Genomic DNA, 25,738 nt, shown 5'->3' with positions numbered 1-25,738 from the left:
GTAAGTTAAGAAAAAGTAGTTTATGAGTAATGGAAATCACCTACGCAATATTCTCATAGGAGGTGTAGTATCTTTTAGCATATTTGAATTTTGCTTCTATTTGTCTGGTATATTATTCTACCTGTTTGTTGACGGTCCAGATGGTGTAGATTTTAGAGCAATTAATCCTAGCTTGACACCTTTTCCTCAAGCTCTCTGGCCGACAATTTTTGATCATATACAATATTGTTGGCATCATCCAGAGCTATATAGCTTTGAGCTCAAAATTAAATTAGTTGTATCTTCTGTACTGCCTCAAATTGTTTTGATGATTATTTTGTGGAATGTGAGAGAAAGACTAATTGAGTGGCGGCCATTTAAAAAGAAAGAATCACTTCATGGAGATTCACAGTGGGCATCAGAGAAAGACATACGAAAAGCGGGATTAAGAAGCAAAAAAGGTCTATTGCTTGGTAAAGATAAGAGAGGATATTTTATTGCTGATGGGTTTCAGCATGCATTGCTCTTTGCACCTACAGGCTCTGGTAAAGGTGTTGGTTTTGTAATTCCTAATTTGTTATTTTGGAATGATTCGGTAATTGTGCATGATATAAAATTAGAAAACTATGAAATAACAAGTGGTTGGCGAGAGCGACAAGGACAAAAAGTATATGTATGGAACCCAGCGCAGCCAGATGGGGTAAGCCATTGTTATAATCCACTGGAATGGATTAGTGAAAAACCTGGACAGATGGTTGACGATGTGCAAAAAATAGCTAACCTAATCATGCCTGAACAAGATTTTTGGCAAAACGAAGCAAGAAGCTTATTTGTTGGGGTGGTACTATATTTACTTGCTGCACCAGAGAAAGTTAAATCTTTTGGTGAGGTTGTGCGTACGATGCGTAGCGATGACGTAGTTTACAATCTTGCTGTAGTTTTGGACACAATGGGTAAAATAATACATCCGGTAGCGTATATGAACATTGCAGCTTTTTTGCAAAAGGCTGACAAAGAAAGATCAGGTGTTGTGTCAACTATGAACTCGTCGCTTGAATTGTGGGCAAACCCATTGATCGATACTGCAACTGCATCAAGTGATTTTAATATTTTGGATTTTAAAAAGAAGAAAACTACAGTTTATGTTGGTTTAACTCCTGATAACTTAACTAGGCTCAGGCCTTTAATGCAGGTTTTTTACCAACAGGCAACTGAGTTTTTATGTAGAAAATTGCCATCGGATGACGAGCCTTACGGCGTATTATTTTTAATGGATGAGTTTCCAACACTTGGAAAAATGGAGCAATTTCAAACGGGCATCGCATACTTTCGTGGCTATCGAGTAAGGTTATTTTTAATTGTTCAAGATACTGAACAGCTTAAAGGAATATATGAAGAAGCAGGAATGAACTCCTTTTTATCAAACTCAACCTATAGAATAACTTTTGCAGCCAATAATATTGAAACGGCTAATTTGATATCTCAGCTTATAGGAAACAAAACTGTACAACAAGAATCATTAAACAAACCTAAATTTTTAGACTTGAATCCTGCATCAAGATCATTGCATATCTCTGAAACACAGAGAGCATTGCTCTTACCTCAAGAAATTATTATGCTGCCACGTGATGATCAGATAATTTTGATAGAATCGACTTATCCAATTAAGTCAAAGAAAATTTTGTACTATAGTGATAGCACATTCACAAGAAGGCTGATTAAACCAACACGTGTGCCTACACAAGAGCCATATGATCCAAACAAGGTCTTTTCTGCTGCTAACAAAGATAAGATTAGTAATGAAGAAGAGAGTAATGCTATTGAAGCTGCTGATTATCCTGTTGAAGCTAAAACTGAAGATGCAATATACGATGAGCCAGAGATTGAAGATGGATTTGAAGACGAGGATATTGATGATAAGTTTGAAGGTGGTGATGGGTTTGATGATGAGGAAGACGATGATGGGTTTGATGATGAAGACAGTAAGGATGAATTTGACGATGATGATGAATTTGAAGATGAGGACAAACTAGACGGCAATAAAATCGAGGATAGAGGTTAATTTTACCTATTTTTTAGCTTAGAAAATAATTAGTTTTTTCATATTAAATCATTTTTAATTAATTAGTACTAGATTAGCTATTTTAACTAGAGGAATAGTCATGATGAGTAAAAAAACATTAGCAGTTACAGCACTTGCTTTATTGTTGTCACAACAATCTTTTGCAAGTGAAACGGAAGGATTTTACTTTGGTGGTGGATATTACGGTCAATATTTGAACTTGGGTAAGTTGAAAGCAAAAATTGGAGGCAAAGATGCTACAGATGATAACCGTGTATCTATAAATGACATAGACGCTCAGAGAACAGAAGGTCAGTTAATAAGTAAGTATAAAGGAGATTATAACCCACCTTTTGCTGCAAATGTAACGTTTGGTTACACAGGAGAACTAGGCAATAATAGCTATAGAGCTGAATTGGAAGGGATGTACTCTTCTGTAAAAGTAGATAATATTGGTTTATCAAGTAATCAAGTAACTGTTTCGTATCTAAAAGACGTTGGTGAGAGTACTAATAAAAAAACTTATATGTATAAAACTGTAATTAATCATGACCAAGTAGAAAACGCATCTGTAATGGCAAATGTTTATCATTATTGGAAAAGTGATAGTTTTTCTTTTTCTCCTTATGTTGGTATTGGAGTTGGTGGAACAAGAATGACGATGTTTGAAAAATCGTCAATAAGACCTGCAGGTCAATTGAAAGCTGGCTTTGATTATCGTATAAACGAAGATGTAAATATGCACATCGGATATAGAGGTTTTGGTGTTCTTGGTAGTAATGTTGATTTTGAAGCAGAGGTGTTAGGAGAAATGAAAGCAAAGCAACAGGTAAACTCAGATGGAAAAAAGATATTAGAATTGAATAAAAATCAAAAACCATCGGACCAGAAGTTACACAAAGAAAGTATCAGTATAGGCAATCAAGTGTTTCACACACACGGTATAGAAGCTGGTCTTACTTTTCATTTTGCCAGCAAAGCTTAACTCTGATAGAGACTATTTTCCTGTTAGCACGTCTGCGTCACACGACTGTAGCTGCTAACCAGATGACAACTTTCTCGTTATCTGAATATTTTCTTTCTTGTAATTCAGGCTCTTTTTTTCTCAGTTCCAGCGTGTAGCGCTGGAACAACAATAAAGAACATATAAAGAATGGTTATGCAAGAAGTCTACTTTTTATTCTTAATTAACTCTAAAGCCTTCTTCAGATCTATACTTTCAATATCTGCATTCTTGCCCAAAGCAACGTTTGTTTTACCGCATTTTATATAGAATCCGTACCTACCGTTGCAGATAAAAACTTCTTTTCCCTTTTCATTAAAACCAAGAGATTTTAGCTCTTTGCGTGGGCTGCTCTCAATAATTTGTATAGCTTCGTTTAATTGTGTGTCTAATACCTCCTTAGAGCTTTTTTTAAGAGAAAAGTATCGACCATCATAGAGAATATAGTACCCAAATCGTCCAAGACCTATTTTTACTTCCTTTCCAGTTTCTGGGTGTTCTCCGATTATTTTCGGCAGGGAAAGTAATCGAGTGGCGGTATTTAGATCAATATCATTAACATTTATATCTTTTGGTACAGAAATCTTTTTTTTCTTTTCTGACTCACTATTAAACTCCAGATAAAGTCCAAAAGGACCTTTTTTGATCATTATCTCTTGGCCTGTCACATCATCTATACCCAAACTTTTTGGATATTCTGAATTGTCATTACTGCCCGTAATTTCTTTTGTATGATTGCATGCAGGATAGTTAGAACATCCAAGAAACACACCGGCTTTTCCAAAATTTAATTTCAATATACCACCAGAGCAATTAGGACATTTTTTACCTATTTCTTCCTTTCCTTCCTCTGAGCAAAACCAATTGACTACCAAATCATGAATACCACTAAAAATCTCATCATGTGTCATTTGCTTAACAGAATTTACATGATTAAAAAATGGCACCCAAAAATAGCCTAGTTCTTTTTTCCAATCTGCATGTCCATTTGAGATTGAATCAAGCCTTTCTTCCATTTGTGCTGTAAAGTCATACTCTACACAACGCTGAAAAAAAGTTTCCAAAAATATAGTCACGATCTTACCGCGGCTGCTTGGAATAAATCTTTTGTTATCCAATGAAACATATTCACGATCTTGTAATACCGAAATAATTGTTGCATAAGTTGATGGGCGACCTATACCGACTTCTTCCATTTTTTTTACTATACTCGCTTCACTATAACGAGGTGGCGGTTGAGTAAAATGCTGTTTCGGATCAACAGAAATCAACTTGCACGCTTCCTCTTCCTTCATGGCAGGTAGCAGGCCTTCATTTTCGGCTTCTATGTTATCTTGATAGACTTTATAAAAACCATCAAAGAATATACTTGATCCACTTGCTCGCAGAATCACTTTCTGGTCAATAGAACTAATTTCAACTACCACTTGATCAAGAATCGCCGATTCCATTTGACTTGCAATGGTTCTTTTCCAGATTAAATCGTACAATTTAAATTGCTCTGGCGTTAAGTAATCCTTAATACTACCCGGTGTTCTATTAATATCAGTTGGCCGGATTGCTTCATGTGCTTCTTGAGCATTTTTGACCTTTTTTACATATTTACGAGGAGAATGCGGTAAATATTTATCACCATATAATGACTTAATTGATCCCCTGATTGAGTTTATAGCCTCATCTGCAATATGAAACCCATCTGTACGCATGTAAGTTATCAACCCTACGGTTTCACCACCAATATTGATACCTTCATATAAATTTTGCGCTACTCGCATAACATTTTTCACATTAAAATACAGTTTATTCACTGCATCTTGCTGAAGACTTGAGGTGATAAATGGAGGAAGCGGGTTTCTCTTAACTTGCTTGCGTTCTACTGTGCTTACAGCATACTGCCTTGACTCGATCTCCCTGACTAAGTTCTTTGCCTCTTCTTCATTCTTAATATCAAATTTTTCTAGCTTTTTATTGTCATAGTGGCTTAGCATAGCAAAAAAAGCCTCATCTTTGCTATTTTGCATTTCTGCCTTTATGCTCCAATACTCCTGTGTTATAAACTTACTGATTTCATCCTCTCGTTCGCATATAAGCTTTAATGCAACAGACTGCACTCGCCCTGCAGATTTGCTTCCCGACAATTTTGTCCACAGCAGCGGTGACAAGCTAAATCCAACTAGATAATCCAAAGCTCTGCGTGCTTGCTGTGCACGCACTAAGTCCATATTAATTTCACGTGGATTTTTTATAGCTTCTTGCACTGCTCTTTTTGTTATTTCGTTAAAGACTACTCTATGAATGTTGCTTTCATCATTGATTGCTTTTCTTTCCTTTAGTGCCTCTATCACATTCCAAGCTATTGCTTCCCCTTCTCTGTCTGGATCTGTTGCAAGGTATATATCTGATGTTTTACTAGCTTCCTTGACTAACTCTTTTACATACTTTTCTGCTTTTTCAATAATCTCATACTTCATGGCAAAGTCATTATCAGGATCAACAGAACCATTCTTCGCTGGCAGATCTCTGACGTGGCCAAAGGATGCAGCCACTTTGAATTCTTTACTCAAATATTTACCTATCGTCTTTGCCTTTGCCGGCGACTCAACTATCAATAATGCCATAATTATTAGTACTTAAAGGTAATATGTTGAAATATATAGAATAAAAAGTAAAAAAATATTTTAATGGTCTTCTCAGTTTTTTAAGTGAATTGTTTTAATGTTAGCAAAAAACCTAATGAAAGAGCCTACTTTACAAATTTTCCCAACTCCCTTACCATAAGGATAACGCTATACTATTTATCTTCGTCTGTGGAGATTAAACGACAAAAGCATAACGCAGTTGTCGTCTTATTTTTAATTTTTTGCACTATGTGCATCTTATTTCTTTACAAAACTTCCAGTTTTTTAACCATATAAGCTGAAACGGGCTGTTTAAGACAGGCCAATTTTCAGGATTAGAGCTAGCTAATAGGGGGTTTCTTTTGTCTTTTTTCTACTTGGTAAATTTCTTGATATTTGTAGCTAAAGTAATTGAAGAGAGGTGTCATCCCAGTGCTCCGACACTGGGATCCAGTTAAATTTACGAGTATAAAAGTAATCAACGTTTCTGATGATGGAAAAATGGATCCCAGTGTCGGAGCACTGGGATGACAAGAAAAGGAGTACTGGAATGACAAGAAGGACATTCCACCATGTCATTCCAGCGGATGACCAGATTTTTTTATTTGATCCCAGACTGGCTGGTTATGCAAGTTCCAATTTTAATAATATTTACATATAAGCCATACGCTTGAGTTGCAAAGTTCTAAAAAGCAGCCAAAATAAAAATAAGTAGACATTTACAAATTAAACTAAGTGTACAATCAACAAACAAGAGTATTGATTGCAACAATACTCTGTAGAATCGCAATATGGTATGACCATATGCTCTTTATTGATCTGGTTAATATAATTAGTAGAGAATTTTGTTATGCAAAAGATATCTACTACAGCATATTGCAATTGTTTGGAATTGCAGGACTGGGTGCAATGGTAAGACCACTTGGTGCATCTGTATTTGGTCACATTGGTGATAGGTATGGAAGGAGAATGGCGTTAACGATTGCTATCTTGCTAATATCGATTCCTTCTAGTCTCGTTGCGTTTATTCCAAGTTATAGTAAAATAGGAATAACCTCTACTATGTTGCTTCTTACAATCCATCTGATACAAGGGGTTGCACTTGGCGCTGAGCAAGGAGGTAGCTCTGTTTATCTCATAGAGCATTTACCTAATAAGAAAAAACTAGGAATGTTTTTTGGAATAATAAGTTTTGGTCGCTCTATTGGCATATTGCTCTCTGTGGTTGCAGTGATCATTTGTAAAAAAACCACTGATTTTAACGCTTGGGGTTGGAGGCTGCCGTTTATTTTTTCAGCCATTTTAGGATTAATAAGCGCATATAGTATATATACACTAGGAGAAACTCCAGTGTATGAAAAAAATCGAGAACAAAGAAATTTACCTAATGTACCAATAATAGAGCTTACAAAACGCTATAAAAGAGCCCTGATACTTGCCATTTTAATATCTGTACCTGTTAATGTTGCTGTTGGATTTACCATATTTCTTAGAACAATTGCAAAAGAAATAGTGTCTGTTGAAACTTATGTAACAACGTATGTCAACGAAGTTGTACTCATTATAACCAGTATATTAATGCCGATATCTTCAATAGTGCTTGGAATTTTAGCTGATAAAACAGGAAGAGAACGCACTGCAATCTTATTTATAGTGATAACAATGGTAATATGTTGTCCTATGTTATCTATTGCATATTACTATAAAAGCTACCTAATAATTATGTTGAGTGTGATGGCTCTTTCTATAATCGAGAGGGGTATTAATCCTATAGGGATAGTTACTGCTGAGCTTTTTCCTACTAATGTTAGATTTAGTGGTGTGAGTTTATCACGTAACATTTCTTATGCCCTGCATGGTGGATTTACTCCTATGATATGCACTTGGTTTACTATAATGTTTCCTAAAATAGACTTTGCTGCTGGGCTTTATGTAATTTTTTGCTTATTAGTCAGCTTAGTAGCAATATTGCAAATAAAACCACAAGATAAAAAGTGTGATTGGTAATTTTCTCTATTTAAATTTATTTCACTTATTTAGCTAATTTTTATTACAATTATAATTTTGGCTTTTATGAAAACTGCATACGTATGTCAATTCTGCGGTCATAGCACTGGAAGGTGGGTAGGAAGGTGTATTGCATGTGACAGTTGGGATACGGTTGTCGAAGAAATAGTACTAAAAACAGAAACGAGAAGTACATCTGCACCAATTTCAATAAAAGCGTTATCAGATAGTGAAATTATTACCCCCGATCGTTTTTTAACAGGAATAGAAGAGTTAGATAGAGTTTTTGGTGGAGGTATCGTTCAAGGTGCTAGCATTTTAATTGGTGGTGAACCTGGAATTGGAAAATCTACTCTTTTGCTTAGGATTGCAGCTAATGTTGTACAACTTTCCTCTTTTGAATGTCTTTATGTATCTGGCGAGGAATCTTTAGAGCAAGTGAGCCTCAGAGCAAAGCGTCTTAAGATAAATGAACCTAAAATTAAGCTTTTATCTACAGTGTCTTTAACTGATGTAGTAGCAACAATAAGGAAAAATAAAAGTATTAAGTTCTTGATAATTGATTCTATACAAACTATGTATGATAGCAAAGTCACATCAGCACCAGGAACTGTAACTCAAGTCCGTACCTGCGCTCATGAATTGACTGTTCTTGCAAAGCAATATGGTGTTTCTCTCTTAATAGTTGGCCATATAACGAAAGATGGACAAATAGCGGGACCTAAAACCCTGGAGCATATGGTAGATACAGTACTATATTTTGAGGGTGAAAATAGTAATCAATATCGCATTTTACGTACTATTAAAAATAGATTTGGCCCTGCAAATGAAATTGGTGTTTTTGAGATGTCTAAAGCAGGACTCATGCCTGTTGATAATCCATCATCATTATTCTTGACCGTACATGATAGAGAAGTAGTTGGCAGCGCCGTATTTGCAGGAGTTGAAGGCTCAAGACCAATCTTAATGGAAGTGCAAGCATTAATAGCAAGGACTAATATGGCAACTCCAAGAAGAGCAGTAGTTGGTTGGGATATTAATAGATTAGCTATGATAATCGCGGTTCTAAGTGCTCGTTGTAAAATGTTTTTGCATGATAAAGAAGTATACCTAAACATTGCAGGAGGACTCAAAATACAGGAACCATCAGCTGATCTTGCTGTTGCTGCTTCCCTTATTTCAAGTTTAGTAAATTTACCGCTACCAACTTCTTCAATAATCTGCGGTGAAGTTGCACTTTCAGGAGAAATTAGAAATGTTTCGCATGCTGATCTCAGGCTAAGGGAAGCACAAAAATTAGGGTTTAAAAAAGCGATTATGCCTAAAAATGGCAATTATTCTTCTCATGATATTGAGATAATTAAGCTTGGTCATATAAAAGAGTTAAAAGAGATCTTCAATCACAATTAAATATTATCTGCATGAACATTTTGCTTGTGAGAAGGATGTCATCCCAGCTTCCATAATGTCATTCAAGTAGCTGACACTGGCTTCTTTTTTTCTGGATTCCAGCGTCACGCGCTGGAATGACACTATCATACCTGCTTGAAATATGGGTGTCATTCAAATTGTCCTCCGTTGTCATGCCAGTGCCCAGACACTGGCATCCAGTCTTTTCGTCATCAAAAACATTGTAAAGTGTTTAGCTGGATTCCAGTTTCACGCACTGACCATTTGCTGTTTTTACTCATAACTACCTTGTCTGGACGAATACGAAAACAAGTAGCTAATTATCGCATAAAAAAAAGAAGATGTAGAATATCTTCTTTTTTGTGATTAAAGATACATTAAATCTTGATTGTGTATTTCCTCTGCTATAAGCAATAATTTTTCGCTCTCATCATAGAGACTTTTTGCGCTAGCTGCTAATTTCTCACTAATTTGTGGTAGACATTGTCATAATATACTCCTTAATTAAAAACTAATACTTATATTAGCATACAAGTATAAATATTATATTAATATAATCACTTTTTAAGCATGAGTGATAAGCTGAAGTGGTTTTTTGTTACTCAAAAAATGGGTTAGATTCTTTTCTTTAAAGATTTTCTATTTTTCGTATTTTTTTATAAAAACCATAGGCGCCCATTATTAGCTAAAGTAAAGGTCAAGTATCTGGAATTCTGGACATAAAATCCTCCTGTGTAAAAAAGAGTTAGAAAAAAAATGCAGTGCACATACGACAGAGATTAAGTATGTGTGTGCACCCACGCACACTGAAGAAGATACACTACATTTTTATTGAAAAATTAACTAAAAAGTCTGCAGACAAAGATAGATTTTGAGCTCTTAAAATATCTCTATTTGTAATTATAATGAGATTGAAAATATGCGGAAGTAATTTTTATACGTTAACGGCTCACCCAACCCACTTGCAATCTGGATCCCAGACTGGGATGACAAGAAAAGGCTACTCAAATAGGAAGTACTGGAATGATACCATCTAAAAACGGCTTCTCATGATAATTAAGCTTGGTCATATGAGAAAATTAAAGAGATCTTCAATCACATTTAAACAGCGCTTCAGCAAACTCTTTGCCAGTAAATTCCCTCAGGTCTTCTATACTTTCACCAATTCCTATAGCGTGTAATTTCACCTTATAAGCTTCTGCAAGCCCAATCACTACTCCACCTTTGGCAGTACCATCTAGCTTTGTTACAATTAACCCGGTAACACCAACCATTTTACTAAAGGCCTCTAATTGGCTATAAGCATTTTGGCCAGTAGTTGCATCAAGAACTAAAATAACATCATGAGGAGCAGTATCATCCAATTTCTTTATCGTTCTATGTATTTTTGACAGCTCTTGCATGAGATTTACATTGTTTTGTAGCCTTCCTGCTGTGTCAATCAAAACAACATCAACGCTATCTTTTATCGCTTGACTTACAGCTCTATATGCCACACTTGCAGAATCGCTACCGTGCTCTCCAGTAACAATAGAGCAATCAGAACGTTCTGCCCAAATATTTAATTGCTCACTCGCAGCAGCTCTGAATGTGTCGCACGCAACAAGCATAACGGATTTTCCTTTTTCCTTATATTTATGGGCAAGTTTACCTATAGTTGTAGTTTTTCCATTACCATTCACTCCGCATACCATTATTATGTGTGGTTTTTTATTCAAAATGAGCGGCTGCACAACAGGGTTTAATATCGACTCTATTTCGCTCATTAACTGCTGTGTGATAACGCTATGCTCAACTTCTGATTCAAATTTGATACTTGCGAGCTTATCAATAAGCAATCTAGAAGTTTTATGACCTATATCCATGCTAATCAGCAGCTCTTCCAGATCATCTAAAAGCGACTGATCTAATTTTTTTTTGCCAGAAAAAATATTTTTTACTCCATCACTAAAACGGGAGGAGGTTTTTAATAGTCCTTGATAAAGATTACTGAATAAACTCAAGAAATACTCCTTCTAAAATTACCATATAAAGAATGACATGCACTATATGTATTTGTAAAGTAAATACACTCGTAACCTATATATTTTGTGAGTAAAATGTACTTCTTGCTAGTGTATTTTACTTTAGTTTTTAACCTAAATATGTTATAATGTAAGTAATGGTTTACGGGTAGTTCTATGAGTTATAATGAGAAAATTTTAGATCATTACGAAAATCCAAGGAATGTTGGTTCTCTGGATAAAAATGATCCAAATGTTGGTACTGGTTTAGTTGGTGCACCATCATGCGGAGATGTAATGAAACTGCAAATAAAGGTCAACGATAAAGGTGTTATTGAAGACGCAAAATTTAAAACTTTTGGTTGTGGTTCTGCTATAGCTTCAAGTTCTTTGCTTACAGAAATGATCAAAGGAAAAACTATTGAGAATGTAACAAAGATAAAGAATACTCAAATAGTGGAAGAATTGTCTTTGCCGCCAGTAAAGATACACTGTTCAGTACTTGCTGAGGATGCTATAAAAGCTGCTATTCATGATTATCAAAATAAACAAAAACATTGAGGAATATGAGTGAATTTCAAGGAGTAAATTCTGTTAAAAAACCTATCACTCTAACTGCAAATGCAGTAGAGAGGGTAAGGTTTTTATTGGACAAAAAGAAGCATGCTAACCTTGAAGAAGCAATAGGAATAAGAGTTCTAATTAAGCAAAAAGGATGCTCTGGTTTAAAATATGATATTGAATATGCATATGATGTTCGTCCTTTGGAGTCGGTAATTGAAGAAAGCTGCAGTGATGATCAAAAAGTCAAGGTGCTGATCGATCCAAAATCTATCATGTTTATCCTTGGCTCTGAAATGGATTATGTAGAGGAAAAATTCTCATCAGGTTTTATTTTCAAAAATCCTAATGAGAAAGGAAAATGTGGTTGTGGAGAGAGTTTTCATGTCTAGCAACCATTTCACATTATTTGGAATTGAACCGGCTTTTAACATCAGCTTTGATGAGCTGGAGAAAAAATATATTGAGCTAAGCAAAACTGATATAAATGAAAGAGAGTCCAAAAATATGGAAAGTATCAACAAAGCTTATCAGGTACTGAAGTCACCGCTAAAGCGTGCCGAACATTTGTTGGATCTTTTTGACGTACAAAGCAAAAAAGAGCATCTTGATCCTGAAATATTAAATGAATCAATGGAAATAAGAGAATACTTTCTAGACTGCGATGATTTACAATTTGCAAGTAGGATGATTGATGAAAAGGTAAAAGATTGTACTAAAAACCTAATTAATGCTTTTGCTACAAAAAATTTTGATGAAGCTGCTACGCAAGTTTTTAGATTGAGATATTTATATAAGTCATTTGAGGAGATAAAGGAAAATGCGGCCAGTTCAAATTTCTGAACCAAGTTCAAATGAGGTAGTTTTTGGTATAGATCTTGGAACTACTAACTCTTTAATTGCCATGGTAAATAAAGCTGGCAATGTAGAAATATTTAAAGATGAGCAAGGTCGTGAACTATTACCTTCTGTCATTTCATATGAAAAGGATGTACTAAAAGTAGGCTACGATGTTGGCGAAAACGCTATCTGCTCTATAAAACGCTTAATGGGTAAAAGTGTTAAAGACTTGCATAAAGAAGGTATCAATTGTGAAATAGATAACGAAAGTGAAAAAGTTATTAGGGTAAAATGCTCAGAAGAAAAGTATCTCACTCCTATTGAGATCTCTGCTGAGATACTAAAAACTCTATGCAAGAGGGTAAAAAAATTCACAGGGATGAAAGTTAACAAAGCAGTGATTACTGTACCAGCTTATTTTGATGATTCAGCACGTAACGCAACCAAATATGCAGCAAAATTAGCTGGCATAGATGTTCTTCGCCTCATTAATGAACCAACCGCTGCAGCACTTTCTTACTCCATTGGAAAGAACAATAACAGTGGCATATATGCAGTTTATGACCTCGGTGGTGGAACATTTGACATTTCAATATTAAAATTACATCAAGGAGTGTTTCAAGTTCTTGCAGTTGGTGGTGATACTAAACTTGGTGGTGATGATTTTGATCATCTACTTAGTTTAATCGTGCTTAAAAAGTATAGAGAACAGGTAGGTTTAAATAAAAAATGCTCTAGTGTCATCCCAGTGCTCCGACACTGGGATCCAGAAAGTTTGATTGCAAGTGAACACACCAGAAAGTTATATAATAAGAACTGGATTCCAGTGTCAAGCACTGCACCATCTGATACAACTACCTACAAATTACAACATTCATACACTAAAACTGGTATCTGCAATATACGTGCTATAAAAGAGTACCTAAGTGAAGATACCTCTGGCACTTTTGAATTCAGCATCAATGGTGAATTATTTAAGTGCAAAATTACCAAAGAAGAATTCGAGCAAGCAATCAGTCCTTTGGTTAATAAGACTATAAATATAGTTACTCGTACTATAAGCAACATAGATCTTAAAATCGATGATATAAAAGGGGTAATTTTAGTTGGTGGCGCAACTAGAGTGCCATTAGTGCAAAATTCACTAATCAAACTCTTTGGCAATAAAGTGCTGAATGATGTGGATCCGGACAAAGCAGTTGCCAATGGGGCAGCTTTGCAGGCTCATTATTTAACTTCAAACTCAAAAGATAGGAATATTCTCCTTGATGTGCTGCCTTTATCACTTGGCATAGAAACTATGGGGGGAATAGTTGAAAAAATTATACCAAGAAATACACCACTACCAGTTTCAGAAATAAAAGAGTTTACAACTTACGCTAACGGGCAAACAGCAATGAAAATTCACGTTTGTCAAGGAGAACGTGAAATGATAAAAGATAATAAATCTCTAGCACGATTTGAACTCAAAGGTATACCACAATTGCCTGCAGGTTCTGCAAAAGTTGAAATAGGATTTACAGTTAGCATTGATGGAATATTGACTGTCACTGCAAGAGAAAAAACTACTGGAGTCGAACAGACAGTTGAAATAAATTCAAGCTCTGGCTTAAGTGAAGAAGATATTCAAGATATGGTCAATCAGTCAGTAAGTAACTTTGATGAAGACATGAAGGCTCGTTCCCTTGCAGAGGCTAAAATTAACGGTAACAAGCTCATACATCTAGTTGAAAATGTTTCCACTGAGCAAAAGTTAAAAATTTTACTACAGAACGCAAAAGACGCTTTACAGGAAAATGACTTAGACAACATTAATAATGCTATCTCTGAGTTAGAAAACTCTGCTTTAGAATTATGCGAATCAGCAGACAGATAGAGTTCATAAAACTTTGTGAAGTACCCTGTCAAATCTCAGAGCAATAGGTAACCTAAAATCAAACGGCAACCAATCAACTTTGCCTAATTTAAACGATAAACCAACCATGCTTACGCGCCCAACTATATTTTCAGTTGGTATTAACCCAATTTCAGAAAACCTGCTATCAAAAGAATTATTTCTATTGTCTCCCATAACAAAAAATTGATCATCAGGCACATAATAAACTGGAGTATTGTATGATAACTTATTAGAAAGATTATCTATTAGAATTTCATGCTCCTTGCCGCTCGGGAGTGTTTCGATGTATCTTGCTATATTACGCTTTGACTCATAATCAAAAAAATTTTCAATTTGTCTTCGCTTTACTTTCTGATCATTTAAATATAACTCCCCCTCTATCATTTGCACTTTATCGCCCGGTATTCCTATTACCCGCTTAACAAATCTAATGCTGTCATTTCTTGTAGGCTTGAAAACTATTATATCACCACGCTCCGGAGGGGTATAAAAGATTCTACCGCTAAAGATGTTTGGAGAAAATGGAAAAGAGTGTTTACTATAACCATATGAATATTTACTAGTAAAAATATAATCTCCCTCAAGTAGAGTGCTTTTCATTGAACCAGAAGGAATATGAAATGGCTCAAATAAAAAACTACGTATTGATAGCGCAATTAGTAGCAAAAAAAACAGTGAAGATAAAAACTTTCTCGTTCTTGCTATCCGGTTCTCTCTCAATTCTTTCAATTTTATTTTCTTTATAAATTTAAGCTTATCATAACACATAAAAGTGGTAATGTGAAATTTTACTCATGGGTGTTATTGCTCTTTTTCGAAAGTTGAAATAAGCTCTCAAGTAATTGACAGTGATTGACAACCAATAGACATCATTTGCTATGCAATATTGTATAAATCACAATGCTAGTTTTACTGAAAATTATACTATTTTAGATATAATTATAGTATTTAAACTTAAGGTATAGGGATGAACCCTACAATTAGAAAGGTTTTTTGTATTCTACTTATAGTATTATTTATTTCTTTTTCTCATGTTGGAAGTGCTGCTAACTCTAATGACGATACAACTGCTCAAGTAATATGTAATATTATTGGCTACGTTTGGGGAATAGGTGGACCGCTTATGACCGTAGTGATAATAGGAGCAGCTTTACTTGCAATATTTGGTAGAATGCCGTGGCCTGCTCTTTTCGCCCTCGGTGTATTTTGCGCTGTGTTTTTTGGCGCTAAAACTATTGTCATAAAAGTAATGGGTGGTATAAACTCTACAAATGCCTCTTTTATGGAAGAATGTGGAACGGGAGATAAAAAAAAGAGTCAATAGGGCTATTGCTTTCTAAAGCAGACTTGGTGTACAGCTTCAACTATATCTTCCACTTGTGGTAATGCTTTCTTTTCTAGGTTTGCAGCATAAGGTAAGGGGACATCCTTGCCGGTTACCCGTACAACCGGAGCGTCAAGGTAGTCAAATCCTTGTTCCATAATCATGGCTGAGAGTTCTGCTCCTATTCCTGCAAATGGCCAACCCTCTTCTATGCTTACTAATCTATTGGTCTTCTTAATAGAGTTAATAACTGTTTCAGTGTCAAGTGGTCTTAAGGTTCTGAGGTCGATAACTTCAGCTTCTATTCCTTCACTAGAGAGTAAATCTGCTGCATTTAACGCATCCATTAGTTTCAATGAAAAAGCAGTGATAGTTACATCCTTTCCTTCCCGTATAACAGCAGCTTTGCCTATCTCAAGTAGATAATCTTTATTTGATAGCTCAGAATCAGGAATCTCATGTTCATGCCCATAAGCGATCTCGTTTTCTAGAAATATTACAGGATTAGGGTCACGAATTGCAGCTTTAAGCAGACCTCTGCAATCGGAGGCAAAGTAAGGTGCTATTACTTTCAACCCTGGAACATGCGAATACCAAGATGCAAAGCACTGAGAATGTTGTGCTGCAACTCTTGCTGCAGCACCATTTGGTCCACGAAATACTATAGGGCATCCAAGTTGTCCACCCGACATATAATTTGTTTTTGCTGCGGAATTCACAATTTGGTCGATAGCTTGCATAGAAAAATTAAAAGTCATAAACTCGACTATTGGCCTCAGTCCAGCAAATGCTGCTCCAACAGCAAGACCAGCAAATCCATGTTCAGTAATGGGTGTATCAACTACCCTATTTTCTCCAAACTCTTTCAGTAATCCTTTCGTTACTTTATAAGCACCATCATACTCTGCAACTTCTTCACCCATGATAAATATATCAGGGTCATTTTGCATTTCTTCTCTAATCGCTGTGCATAAAGCTTCTCTTACACTTAAGATTGCCATTTGTAAACCTGTAGATTTCAACTGAAATAACTATATCAAAATTACCAGGAAGCGCACAAGTTAAGTTTTACAAGCATCATGTTGCATTGAGCATTGAATACTTACTTCTTTTAATTCAGTAGGTTGCGGTGATAGTGCGTATGTAACTCCACCGACTATCAATGAAGACATCACAGAAGTTGCAATCATCAATAGAATTGGTAATTGGAAGGCTATACTAAAGGCAACACCTACTGTCAACATGATTGCAAAGTTTACAGAAGCAATTTTTAAGAAAGACAGTTGTCCTTTTTCTGTTTTTTCTAGTAATACTTTATTTGCTTTGGTTTTGCTTAATTCACTATTAAGTGTTGTATTCTCGTTTTCCAGATCTTTTATTTTTTGCTTTAGTGATTGATTCTCTTTGTTGAGCTTGCTAAGTTCTTCCAACTTAATCTTATGTTCATTTAAATCATTAGAGTGCTGACCTTTTATTTTTTCTAATTCACTATTAAGAGTTGTATTTTTACTTTTTAGATCTTGTATTTGTTGTTTTAGTGATTGATTCTCTTCACTGAGTTTATCAAGTACTTCTAACCTATTCTCATGTCCAGCTAAGTCACTCTTTAATTTTTCTAGTTCTTTCTCAACATGTTTTAATTCTTTACCTGGCTTTTCTAACTTCCGAATTTGTCTATCTCGCAACTGAATTTGAGATGGCAAACTTTCTAAAGTTTGATTATCAACTGCCTCGTCGTGATTTATTTCGGAGCAGGAAGAGGTATTAAATGTAGTTTCAAGTTCTAGACCGCTGTCGTCACTACTAACACTTTCGTCAATAGGAGTCTGTTTACCACTACATGTAGCACTTTTTCTTTGCGGTGACTCAAATTTTTCTACCATATTCTTAACACTAACACGTAAGTCTTGCTCACTTACTACACTGTCACTACTTTCGCACGTAACAGGAGCCTGTGCACCACTACGTATGGTATCATATTGTTTCACAGAATTTATAACATCTGCTGGTGCAGCAGTTTTTTTCTCATGCTTTGTACAAAAATTTTGTTCTGCTTCCTTTAACATTTTTACTATAGCTTCTTTATTTTCTATATTACCAACCACCTCCCTTGGAGTCTTATTTTTGCTTTTTAATGAAGGATTAACTCGATCATCACTTAGTAGTTGTTTTACCATGCTTTCATGTCCACAAGAAGCAGCAATATGCAAAGCAGTTAGCCCATCATTTTTAGAACCATCTTTTACTCGAGCGCTAACACTTGCTTTCTTTTTCATTAGAAATTCCGCTATCGAAAGATTGTTGCATGCTGCAGCAAGATGTAACAACGTCCAATCTTCTGCAGCTTCTTCTGAAAATTTTATACTAAATTGATGTTCTTTACTAAAATTTTTACTAAACTTGTTGTACTCTCCTGCATCTTTTCCTTTTAACTCATTCTTTATTCTTTCAAGTAAATTATCTTCATCCAAACCTCCACTTTTACTTACCTCATTTATTATTTCAAAAAACTTCTCCTTCTCTATTGCCATAACCTTTCCCTCTCAATTTATTTTTATCACTGCATAATCTCACAAAAAAGTTAAATTTATCAAAATTCTATATTTTATATAAAATAAAATTTCCTGTTTCCAAAAATTGGTAAGCATGTTTTTGATGAGATTGTAGAAAACATACTTTTATGACACCATTTGTTGTACGAACTAACTTGGCGAAAACAGATGTTCATATAGTTGTGTGGCAAAATGTTTTGCACTAGTTATGCTACTTCGCTTTCCATAATAGTTGAAAAAATTAGTAGCAAGTTGTTGTGAGTTTATGTATTTTGAGGCTGTAATGGTCAAAGGTACATGAAGTATGATCAGAGTTAAAGGTGCAAGAGAGCATAATTTGCAGGGTATTGATGTCAATATACCAAAAAATAAGTTAGTTGTTATAACTGGACTAAGTGGTTCTGGTAAGTCTAGCCTTGCATTCGATACGATTTATGCAGAAGGCCAACGCCGATACGTCGAAAGTCTATCGGCTTATGCACGTCAATTTCTTAATATTCAAGATAAACCAGATGTTGAGTCAATCACAGGCCTCTCTCCTGCAATATCAATTAATCAAAAGTCGATCTCAAAAAATCCAAGATCAACTGTTGGAACCGTTACTGAAATTTACGATTATGTACGTTTGATATATGCACGAGTGGGAATACCTTATTCGCCTGTAACTGGGTTGCCAATAACGAAACAGGCTGTATCTCAAATTGTAGATACTATTATAGCATTACCTTTAGAAACTAAAATATATATACTTGCTCCTATTGTGCGTGGCAGAAAAGGAGAGCACTTCAAAGAGATATTGGAAATTAAAAAGCAGGGTTACGTGAGACTAAAAATAGATGGTGAAACATACAATATAGATGACTTGCCTAAACTCGACAAAAACAAGAAACATGATATTTTTGTTATTGCAGATAGAATCTCCATGTCAGATGATATAGGAAATCGACTACCAGGCAGTATAGAATCAGCATTGAGGCTGGGCCATGGCTTAATGTATGCAGAAATAGTGAACTTACCTGATAACCACAATTCCGAGTATAAAAATGGTCAAACTTTAACTTTCTCAGAGAATTTTGCATGTCCTGAGTCTGGCTTTACTCTTGAAGAAATAGAGCCAAGATTGTTTTCTTTTAACAGCCCCTACGGTGCATGCAGTTCATGCAGTGGGCTCGGTAAAAAACTAAGTGTTGATGCAAAGCTAATAGTGCCAGACGAAACGCTCTCGATATCTGAAGGTGCTTTAAAGCCAATTGGATCAATGTTCCGTCAAGTGCATACAAACTATGGATTGCTAAAAAATGCAATTCTATCACTGGCTGAAAATTGCAAATTTAGCCTTGATGTTCCGTGGAAGAATATAGACCAAAAAGTGAAGGATTTAATACTTTTTGGCTCTAGAGAAATGAAATTTCAAGGTTTGGTCAGTATCCTAGAACGCCAGATGGATTACGATGCATCACTTATTGATAGGTATTGTTCTGTTACTGACTGCAAAGAATGTGCTGGCTATAGATTGAGAAAAGAAGCACTTACAGTGAAAATTGACGAAAAACATATAGGTGAAATATCAAGGCTCAGCATCGATGAATCCCTTAAGTGGTTTGGAAATTTATCAGACAAACTTACAGAACAACAAAGGCAAATTTCAAATAAAATATTAAACGAAATAATCAAAAGGCTGACATTTTTAAAGAATGTAGGGCTAAATTACCTTACACTTGACCGTGAATCTAGCACTCTCTCTGGTGGTGAAAGCCAGAGGATCAGGCTTGCTTCGCAAATTGGCTCTGGTTTAACAGGAGTGCTATACGTGCTTGATGAGCCCTCAATAGGCCTTCATCAATGTGATAATGATCGATTAATTACCACACTTAAAAATCTGAGAGACATGGGTAATACTGTGATTGTTGTTGAACATGATGAAGACACAATAATGGCTGCTGATTATGTGATTGATATTGGTCCTGGAGCTGGCGTGAATGGAGGAAAAATCGTTGCAGAAGGAACACCAGATCAGGTACAAAAAAATTCAGAAAGCATAACAGGACAGTATTTAAGTGGAAAGAAGGAAATTTCAATTTCAAAAAGAAGAAAGCAAACAACTCAGTTCATAAAGGTAGTTAATGCTTGTGAGAACAACTTAAAAAATATAAATGTTGAATTTCCTATAGGGAATTTTATTTGTGTTACTGGAATATCAGGAGGAGGGAAATCAAGTTTAGTAATAGAAACATTATATAAATACTCAGCACACAAGATAAATCATTCATCTGCAAGGCATGGTCAATGCGACAAAATAGAAGGCCTTGAGTATATAGATAAAATTATAGAAGTTGATCAATCGCCAATTGGTAGGACCCCAGCATCAAATCCAGCAACATATGTTGGTATGTTTACTCACATCAGAAATTGGTTTGCAGGTCTCCCAGAGTCGAAGGCACGAGGTTACAATATAGGCCGATTTTCATTTAATACCAAGGGAGGAAGATGTGAAACTTGTAAAGGTGATGGGCATTTAAAGATCGAGATGCATTTCCTACCGGACGTTTATGTGAAATGTGAGCAATGTAGAGGACAGAGGTATAACCGAGAAACATTGGAAGTTACTTACAAGGGAAAATCAATTTCTGATGTGCTTGATATGACAATAGATCAAGCATGTGACTTTTTTGAAAATCTTCCAATGATAAAGGAAAAGTTGATTTCTTTACAGGAAGTAGGGCTTGGCTATATAACTCTTGGACAGTCGTCAACAACGTTGTCCGGGGGTGAAGCACAACGAATAAAGCTGTCTAAGGAACTATCAAAGCGATTTACCGGGAAAACATTGTATATTCTCGATGAGCCAACAACTGGGTTACATTTTGAAGATGTAAATAATTTACTGAAAATACTCCATAGGCTAGTTGATTTAGGAAATACTGTTATAGTTATTGAGCACAATTTACATGTTATAAAAACTGCTGATTACATAATAGATATTGGTCCAGAGGGTGGAGTAAAAGGTGGCGAAGTGGTTGCTGTAGGAACTCCAGAAAAAGTTGCACAGACTCCAAAAAGCGTTACAGGCAAGTATCTTAAAACATATTTATTGGATCAAGTATCGACTATTTCTTAATAATTAGGTTATGAGGAGCATTTTAAAAGGTATACCTAACATATTTAATTCATGAATCTTCTCTTATTAAAAAAAGCTACAGATCTCATATTTCCAAACGTATGCGTAAGTTGTGAACGTATAATTGATAAAAGTTATGATTTATGTAGTGAATGCAATAAAAAAATCAATTTTTTAACTAAGCATTACTGTAATGTTTGTGGTGTAGTAATTCCAGATAACATTGATACATGTGGTAAATGCATCAGTAACCCTTCACCATTTAAAGTATTAAGATCAGTTTTTGCTTATGATGAACATAGCAAAAATATGATTATAAATTTTAAATTTTTTGATAATTTAAATTATGTGAAAGTCTATGCAAAGTGGATGTACAAAGCTAACAAAGACATGTTTCAAAATGCAGAGGTCATAGTTCCCATACCGCTACATAAAATACGCTTATTTAAACGTAAATATAATCAAGCAGCATTGCTCGCGAAGGAATTAAGTAAGTTATCTAATTTATCTTATACACCATTTGCAATAAAACGTATTCGTCACACCAAACCTCAAGCTGGTCTTTCACTTAAACAGCGTGAAAAAAATTTGAAAAATACTTTTAAAGTAAGTAACAGCGAAATTATCAAAAACAAAATCGTGATATTGGTTGATGATGTAGTAACAACTGGCGCAACCGCAAGGTCTTGCTCTCAGGAAATTTTAAACTCTGGTGCAAGAGAAGTGAGAGTGCTATCGCTTGCAAGAACTGTATGAAAATCAGCTTTAAGGTATAATTTTCATTTTTGAAAACTGTTTAGTGTCTTAGTACTAACTTCTGTATCATTCCTCTTAAAAAAAAGTCTAGTTATAGTGTATACGGAGTCTATAATTATAGCTCTTTTTCTAATAGTTCGAATAGCTGAATATTCTTTCTGGCTAAATTTTTTATAACAAACCAATGGTTTGATTAAAATCAGGAGAATATGGAGGCAGATATATAACTTCAGCACCGACACTTTTAACAAATTCACTTATTTTCTATGAAAAGTTGCATTATCCAAAATCACCCAGCAAAAAGCTTGAACTAGCTATTAAAAACGTCTGTATCGCAGTAGCCTTCAAAAATCATGGGCGCCATAATTTTTCCCTTGTTCAAAGCTGCAATCATATTTTTGAATACTCACTGCATTCAGAAAAAAATAGGTACATGCTAGTGTAATAGCACTGGATGTAATAATTGGAACAAGTAAAAAAGCCTCTATTAGTTTTCTTATAGAGCTGGCTGGTTTAATGCTGTTATTATTCAATGATGCAAAATAATTTTCACTAAGGTTGGCCATCCATTTTGCGCCAGATAAGACCCCTCACTATTTTTTTTAGATAAGTTGACTTGTATTTGCTTTCCCATGTTTATAATTATGCTAATAATAAATATGATAAGATCAATATAAATTTTTTACTTCCGTGTTTTTTCTATTGTTGTTTATAATGACTATAGTTACATCACATATTTCTTTCAATTAAATAGATCAGTTATTTATTGCAAATCACTGACTTTTTTAATGGATTCTTTTTCTAAATAATTTCCAAAAATGTGTTTACTTTTGTTTGTAATTGTGTAGTAACTGCAACGTAAAGTTATAGGAGGTAAAGATGGATTTTGAAAATCTGAAAAAGATATTAAGTGCAATTGATAAAGATGCAAGTGTAAATAAAGATAACGTAATTAATAAAATAAAAGAGGTATTGCGAAGGGAAGATACAATAGCGTATCAAGAGTGGGAAAATAAAAATTTTAGTATAAATCATACATTCATCCAAAGTGATCCTGATGCCGAATTTACATTATTAATTGCAGCTGCAGCAGCTGGCTGTAAGGATTTAGTGAATGTTTTATTAGATAGGCATGCGGATGTTCATGTAGAAGGTGAAAATAGAGAGACTGCTTTGCATCATGCCGTTTATAGTCGATGTGTAGGTGTAGTAAATGCTCTACTAAAAAAGGTGCTGATGTTAATGTAAAAGACAGAAGTGGTAGTACTCCTTTGCATTATGCTACTATATATAAATTCATAGATGTAGTAAATGTTCTACTAAAAACAGGTGCAGATATTAATGTAAAAGATGAAAATGGTAGTACTCCTTTGCATTATGCTACTTTAAGTAACCATGTAGAGGTAGTAGATGCTCTGTTAGCTGAAGGCGCAAGTGTTCATGTAAAAGATAGAAATGGTAGTACTCCTTTGCATTATGCTGCTAAAAATGGCTATTTAGAGATAGTAGATGCTCTACTAGACAGAGGTGCAGATGTTTATGAAAAAGATAGTTTGAAGAAAACTCCTTTGTATTATGCCATTATAAATCACCAAGAAGATACGGTAGAGAGTATAAAAGGGTTTTTAAAAAATAAAGTAGTTCAAGGTAGTGTAGTTGTTGGTGGCTTAGTTGCCATGTTAGGGAATTTTGTAACATCGACGCTTTTTATAACCGAGACAATGGAAATTACATTAACATCTGTTACGGCAGCAATAGCTGTATCTGTATCAACATCATTAACATCTGGTTATGCTAAATATCTAATGTCAAAATTCGATAACGAAATAAAAGAAATAAAAGAGCGACAAAACGTAATGGAAGGGAGGCAAAGCTTAACAGAAGGGTGGCAAAATGTGAATCTACAAAGCATACTTATACATAATGCTCTTTCGTAACTTTTTACTTCCGCACTTCTTTAGTGTTGCTTATAATAACTATAGATTTAGATCTTAATTAGAGGCTTTAATTACCTACTTTAAGTTATTGAATTTCTTATCATAGCATCTATCATTCCAGTACCCTGGAATGATAGAAAAAGAACACTGAATTAAAAATACAACATACCATCTTATATCTTAATACTGCATAATACCTCGATCATAGATTGATTAAAGATGCCTTAAGTTAGTCTTGCTTTACTATGAAAAGCTTGTACTCTTTAAATGTATTATTTATAAATTAACTGTTTATAAGCTAAAATATGTCTAATAGAGCTAATATAACTTTTTTTATAGCTGGTGCTATTGCTTCCCTTACATTAATTACATCTGGAGTTTTTGCTGTAGCTCCTTACGTTGCATTTTTATCTTCAGTTGCAGCTTTAAGTATAGCTCCCCCTGTTATTTTTATTTTATTTGCGCTTTCTGCAGTAGTAATTGTGTTTTCATATAAAATGATTAAACAAAATAAAAAATCTCAAGAAAACTCGAAAGCTGAAGTCGAAGAGCCGAATAAAGGGTTAAGGAAAGAAGAAAATAAGCTAACTCCAATTAAAGAAGAATTAGAAGATGGAAAGGATAAAGAAAATAAATACGGGTTTAGTGGTCTAGAAGAAAAAGTTCATAGAATTTCAGAGAATTTTGTAACGAAAGATGAAGTGAATGGGTTAAAAAAAGAGGTTAGTGATCTTTCTGCAAGGTTAATTAATAGTCCTGCAACAAAAAATGAAGTAGAAGCAAAGCTGAAGATGGAATTTTACGCAAAAGATAAAGAAAGAGGGTGGAATACAACATTTAGTGATATTATATTACCAAATGACATAAAAGAAAAATTGCAAGGGATTTATACTTTACAAGGCAGAGGATATCTCTTATATGGTCCACCAGGAACTGGTAAGACTAGTATTAGTAAGGCAATTGCAAATCAAACTAAATCTCTGTTTGCGTTTATATCTGTTTCTGCATCTTGCTTGTCTAATCAATCAAATATAGATCAGGTTTTTGAGAAAGCAGAGACACACAGTCCTTGTATAATTTTTATAGATGAGATTGACGGAATTGGTAAAAAGCGAACTGTTAATGAGGATGCAGGGCCTTTAACTTATTTACTCACTAAATTGGATAAAGAGTTTTTATCCTCAAAAGGTATAACGGTAGTTGCTGCAACTAATCATAAGAATCATTTAGATCCTGCGCTTATTAGGGGTGGTCGTTTGGAGTGTATTGAGGTTCCTGGGCTGGATAAAGAAAGTACACGTAGGGGAATACTAAAAGAATATCTCAAAGAATTAAGCCCTCTAAATATTGAAACTATTGTAAAGAGTACTAATGGTTTTTCACCAGCAAATCTGATTGGTTTAGCCAAGTATATACGAGAGGAGAAAAGTAAAGGCAAAAGCACTCCTATTTTCACTTTATGTGAAAGATTTAAGAAGGAACATAACATTGAAGATAAGAAGAATGAGAAACATAGTAACGGAAAAACTAAAAACAAGGATACAAGGCTATCATCTGGAAGCTTATCTAGAAGTTCATCAGTAAGCTCTTCATTGAGTGATGTATCTTCTCGAGGAAGTAAGTGGCAAATCGAGGAATAAAGAGAATTACTACACAGTCTGGGATGACGCC

General features: G+C 34.8%; 19 protein-coding genes and 1 pseudogene. 14 read left to right on the top strand and 6 right to left on the bottom strand.

Annotated elements, in window-relative coordinates:
* Nucleotides 1–22: 22 nt before the first annotated feature.
* Both ACICP1_RS03295 and ACICP1_RS03290 read left to right on the top strand, forming a co-directional pair.
* Nucleotides 23–2,041 (top strand): type IV secretory system conjugative DNA transfer family protein, encoded by a 2,019-nt coding sequence (locus ACICP1_RS03295; RefSeq protein ID WP_265022799.1) that lies wholly within the window; start codon nucleotides 23–25, stop codon nucleotides 2,039–2,041.
* A gap of 100 nt (nucleotides 2,042–2,141) precedes the next feature.
* A complete protein-coding gene (locus ACICP1_RS03290) occupies nucleotides 2,142–3,026 on the top strand; it encodes a P44/Msp2 family outer membrane protein (protein ID WP_265041562.1) in 885 nt (294 codons plus the stop codon).
* Nucleotides 3,027–3,211: 185 nt separating this feature from the next.
* Here the strand turns inward: ACICP1_RS03290 and topA are convergent, their stop codons facing one another.
* Entirely contained in the window at nucleotides 3,212–5,662 is a 2,451-nt protein-coding gene (gene topA / locus ACICP1_RS03285; protein ID WP_353275641.1) for a type I DNA topoisomerase, read from the bottom strand.
* A 735-nt stretch (nucleotides 5,663–6,397) separates the two neighbouring features.
* On the opposite strand from topA, the gene ACICP1_RS03280 reads away from it, so the two are divergent.
* Together ACICP1_RS03280 and radA are read left to right on the top strand one after the other, a co-directional pair.
* Nucleotides 6,398–7,669 carry an MFS transporter gene (locus ACICP1_RS03280; protein ID WP_064085808.1) on the top strand — a complete coding sequence of 424 codons (1,272 nt, stop codon included), beginning with the start codon at nucleotides 6,398–6,400 and terminating at the stop codon, nucleotides 7,667–7,669.
* Nucleotides 7,670–7,735: 66 nt separating this feature from the next.
* A complete protein-coding gene (gene radA, locus ACICP1_RS03275; protein ID WP_010404970.1) occupies nucleotides 7,736–9,079 on the top strand; it encodes a DNA repair protein RadA in 1,344 nt (447 codons plus the stop codon).
* Between the two features lie 1,091 nt (nucleotides 9,080–10,170).
* On the opposite strand, the gene ftsY is transcribed toward radA, so the two are convergent.
* Nucleotides 10,171–11,082, bottom strand: a complete 912-nt coding sequence (gene ftsY, locus ACICP1_RS03270) for a signal recognition particle-docking protein FtsY (RefSeq protein ID WP_395461067.1) — start codon at nucleotides 11,080–11,082, stop codon at nucleotides 10,171–10,173.
* A 177-nt stretch (nucleotides 11,083–11,259) separates the two neighbouring features.
* Here ftsY and iscU point away from each other — a divergent pair, with 177 nt between their 5' ends.
* The 4 genes from iscU to ACICP1_RS03250 are packed head-to-tail and all read left to right on the top strand — an operon-like array spanning nucleotide 11,260 to nucleotide 14,359.
* Complete coding sequence (iscU, locus tag ACICP1_RS03265; protein ID WP_007302620.1) at nucleotides 11,260–11,643, top strand: Fe-S cluster assembly scaffold IscU; 384 nt, start codon at nucleotides 11,260–11,262, stop codon at nucleotides 11,641–11,643.
* Between the two features lie 5 nt (nucleotides 11,644–11,648).
* Nucleotides 11,649–12,035: a HesB/IscA family protein gene (locus ACICP1_RS03260; protein WP_006012614.1), complete on the top strand. Its 387-nt coding sequence runs from the start codon at nucleotides 11,649–11,651 to the stop codon at nucleotides 12,033–12,035.
* Nucleotides 12,028–12,486, top strand: coding sequence for an iron-sulfur cluster co-chaperone HscB C-terminal domain-containing protein (locus ACICP1_RS03255; RefSeq protein ID WP_265022219.1), 459 nt, complete (start codon nucleotides 12,028–12,030; stop codon nucleotides 12,484–12,486). The genes ACICP1_RS03260 and ACICP1_RS03255 overlap by 8 nt, the downstream gene beginning before the upstream one ends.
* Nucleotides 12,464–14,359 (top strand): Hsp70 family protein, encoded by a 1,896-nt coding sequence (locus tag ACICP1_RS03250; protein ID WP_395461066.1) that lies wholly within the window; start codon nucleotides 12,464–12,466, stop codon nucleotides 14,357–14,359. The genes ACICP1_RS03255 and ACICP1_RS03250 overlap by 23 nt, the downstream gene beginning before the upstream one ends.
* Nucleotides 14,360–14,362: 3 nt before the next feature.
* Here ACICP1_RS03250 and lepB read toward each other — a convergent pair whose 3' ends face one another.
* Nucleotides 14,363–15,148: a signal peptidase I gene (gene lepB, locus ACICP1_RS03245; RefSeq protein ID WP_064085447.1), complete on the bottom strand. Its 786-nt coding sequence runs from the start codon at nucleotides 15,146–15,148 to the stop codon at nucleotides 14,363–14,365.
* A gap of 199 nt (nucleotides 15,149–15,347) precedes the next feature.
* Here lepB and ACICP1_RS03240 point away from each other — a divergent pair, with 199 nt between their 5' ends.
* Nucleotides 15,348–15,704, top strand: coding sequence for a TrbC/VirB2 family protein (locus ACICP1_RS03240; RefSeq protein WP_007302624.1), 357 nt, complete (start codon nucleotides 15,348–15,350; stop codon nucleotides 15,702–15,704).
* Nucleotides 15,705–15,706: 2 nt separating this feature from the next.
* On the opposite strand, the gene ACICP1_RS03235 is transcribed toward ACICP1_RS03240, so the two are convergent.
* Both ACICP1_RS03235 and ACICP1_RS03230 read right to left on the bottom strand, forming a co-directional pair.
* Nucleotides 15,707–16,705 (bottom strand): pyruvate dehydrogenase complex E1 component subunit beta, encoded by a 999-nt coding sequence (locus ACICP1_RS03235; RefSeq protein ID WP_395461065.1) that lies wholly within the window; start codon nucleotides 16,703–16,705, stop codon nucleotides 15,707–15,709.
* Nucleotides 16,706–16,765: 60 nt separating this feature from the next.
* On the bottom strand, nucleotides 16,766–18,235 hold the full coding sequence (locus tag ACICP1_RS03230; RefSeq protein WP_395461064.1) for an ankyrin repeat domain-containing protein: 1,470 nt from the start codon (nucleotides 18,233–18,235) through the stop codon (nucleotides 16,766–16,768).
* A 325-nt stretch (nucleotides 18,236–18,560) separates the two neighbouring features.
* Here ACICP1_RS03230 and uvrA point away from each other — a divergent pair, with 325 nt between their 5' ends.
* A complete protein-coding gene (gene uvrA / locus ACICP1_RS03225; RefSeq protein ID WP_395461063.1) occupies nucleotides 18,561–21,374 on the top strand; it encodes an excinuclease ABC subunit UvrA in 2,814 nt (937 codons plus the stop codon).
* A 51-nt stretch (nucleotides 21,375–21,425) separates the two neighbouring features.
* Nucleotides 21,426–22,130 carry a ComF family protein gene (locus ACICP1_RS03220; protein WP_010405036.1) on the top strand — a complete coding sequence of 235 codons (705 nt, stop codon included), beginning with the start codon at nucleotides 21,426–21,428 and terminating at the stop codon, nucleotides 22,128–22,130.
* 115 nt (nucleotides 22,131–22,245) lie between these two features.
* Here ACICP1_RS03220 and ACICP1_RS03215 read toward each other — a convergent pair.
* A pseudogene (locus ACICP1_RS03215) lies at nucleotides 22,246–22,527 on the bottom strand (transposase); the annotation flags it as partial.
* 482 nt (nucleotides 22,528–23,009) lie between these two features.
* On the opposite strand from ACICP1_RS03215, the gene ACICP1_RS03210 reads away from it, so the two are divergent.
* From ACICP1_RS03210 to ACICP1_RS03200, 3 genes are all read left to right on the top strand, one after another.
* Nucleotides 23,010–23,378 carry an ankyrin repeat domain-containing protein gene (locus ACICP1_RS03210; protein ID WP_395461062.1) on the top strand — a complete coding sequence of 123 codons (369 nt, stop codon included), beginning with the start codon at nucleotides 23,010–23,012 and terminating at the stop codon, nucleotides 23,376–23,378.
* Nucleotides 23,327–24,067 (top strand): ankyrin repeat domain-containing protein, encoded by a 741-nt coding sequence (locus ACICP1_RS03205; protein WP_395461061.1) that lies wholly within the window; start codon nucleotides 23,327–23,329, stop codon nucleotides 24,065–24,067. The genes ACICP1_RS03210 and ACICP1_RS03205 overlap by 52 nt, the downstream gene beginning before the upstream one ends.
* Before the next feature lie 305 nt (nucleotides 24,068–24,372).
* Nucleotides 24,373–25,707, top strand: a complete 1,335-nt coding sequence (locus ACICP1_RS03200) for an AAA family ATPase (protein WP_395461060.1) — start codon at nucleotides 24,373–24,375, stop codon at nucleotides 25,705–25,707.
* The last annotated feature ends 31 nt before the right edge of the window (nucleotides 25,708–25,738 follow it).

Source organism: Wolbachia endosymbiont (group B) of Ablattaria laevigata, assembly GCF_964277395.1.
In the GTDB taxonomy this organism is placed as follows: Bacteria; Pseudomonadota; Alphaproteobacteria; order Rickettsiales; family Anaplasmataceae; genus Wolbachia.
The sequence above is the reverse complement of the archived record's forward strand: the minus strand, read 5'-3'. Positions and strand labels throughout refer to the sequence as shown.

Coding starts and splice junctions, on each gene's coding strand:
- ACICP1_RS03295 (WP_265022799.1), top strand. CDS start 23: ATGAGTAATGGAAATCACCTACGCAATATTCTCATAGGAGGTGTAGTA.
- ACICP1_RS03290 (WP_265041562.1), top strand. CDS start 2,142: ATGATGAGTAAAAAAACATTAGCAGTTACAGCACTTGCTTTATTGTTG.
- topA (WP_353275641.1), bottom strand. CDS start 5,662: ATGGCATTATTGATAGTTGAGTCGCCGGCAAAGGCAAAGACGATAGGT.
- radA (WP_010404970.1), top strand. CDS start 7,736: ATGAAAACTGCATACGTATGTCAATTCTGCGGTCATAGCACTGGAAGG.
- iscU (WP_007302620.1), top strand. CDS start 11,260: ATGAGTTATAATGAGAAAATTTTAGATCATTACGAAAATCCAAGGAAT.
- ACICP1_RS03260 (WP_006012614.1), top strand. CDS start 11,649: ATGAGTGAATTTCAAGGAGTAAATTCTGTTAAAAAACCTATCACTCTA.
- ACICP1_RS03255 (WP_265022219.1), top strand. CDS start 12,028: ATGTCTAGCAACCATTTCACATTATTTGGAATTGAACCGGCTTTTAAC.
- ACICP1_RS03250 (WP_395461066.1), top strand. CDS start 12,464: ATGCGGCCAGTTCAAATTTCTGAACCAAGTTCAAATGAGGTAGTTTTT.
- lepB (WP_064085447.1), bottom strand. CDS start 15,148: ATGTGTTATGATAAGCTTAAATTTATAAAGAAAATAAAATTGAAAGAA.
- ACICP1_RS03240 (WP_007302624.1), top strand. CDS start 15,348: ATGAACCCTACAATTAGAAAGGTTTTTTGTATTCTACTTATAGTATTA.
- ACICP1_RS03235 (WP_395461065.1), bottom strand. CDS start 16,705: ATGGCAATCTTAAGTGTAAGAGAAGCTTTATGCACAGCGATTAGAGAA.
- ACICP1_RS03230 (WP_395461064.1), bottom strand. CDS start 18,235: ATGGCAATAGAGAAGGAGAAGTTTTTTGAAATAATAAATGAGGTAAGT.
- uvrA (WP_395461063.1), top strand. CDS start 18,561: ATGATCAGAGTTAAAGGTGCAAGAGAGCATAATTTGCAGGGTATTGAT.
- ACICP1_RS03220 (WP_010405036.1), top strand. CDS start 21,426: ATGAATCTTCTCTTATTAAAAAAAGCTACAGATCTCATATTTCCAAAC.
- ACICP1_RS03210 (WP_395461062.1), top strand. CDS start 23,010: ATGGATTTTGAAAATCTGAAAAAGATATTAAGTGCAATTGATAAAGAT.
- ACICP1_RS03205 (WP_395461061.1), top strand. CDS start 23,327: ATGTGTAGGTGTAGTAAATGCTCTACTAAAAAAGGTGCTGATGTTAAT.
- ACICP1_RS03200 (WP_395461060.1), top strand. CDS start 24,373: ATGTCTAATAGAGCTAATATAACTTTTTTTATAGCTGGTGCTATTGCT.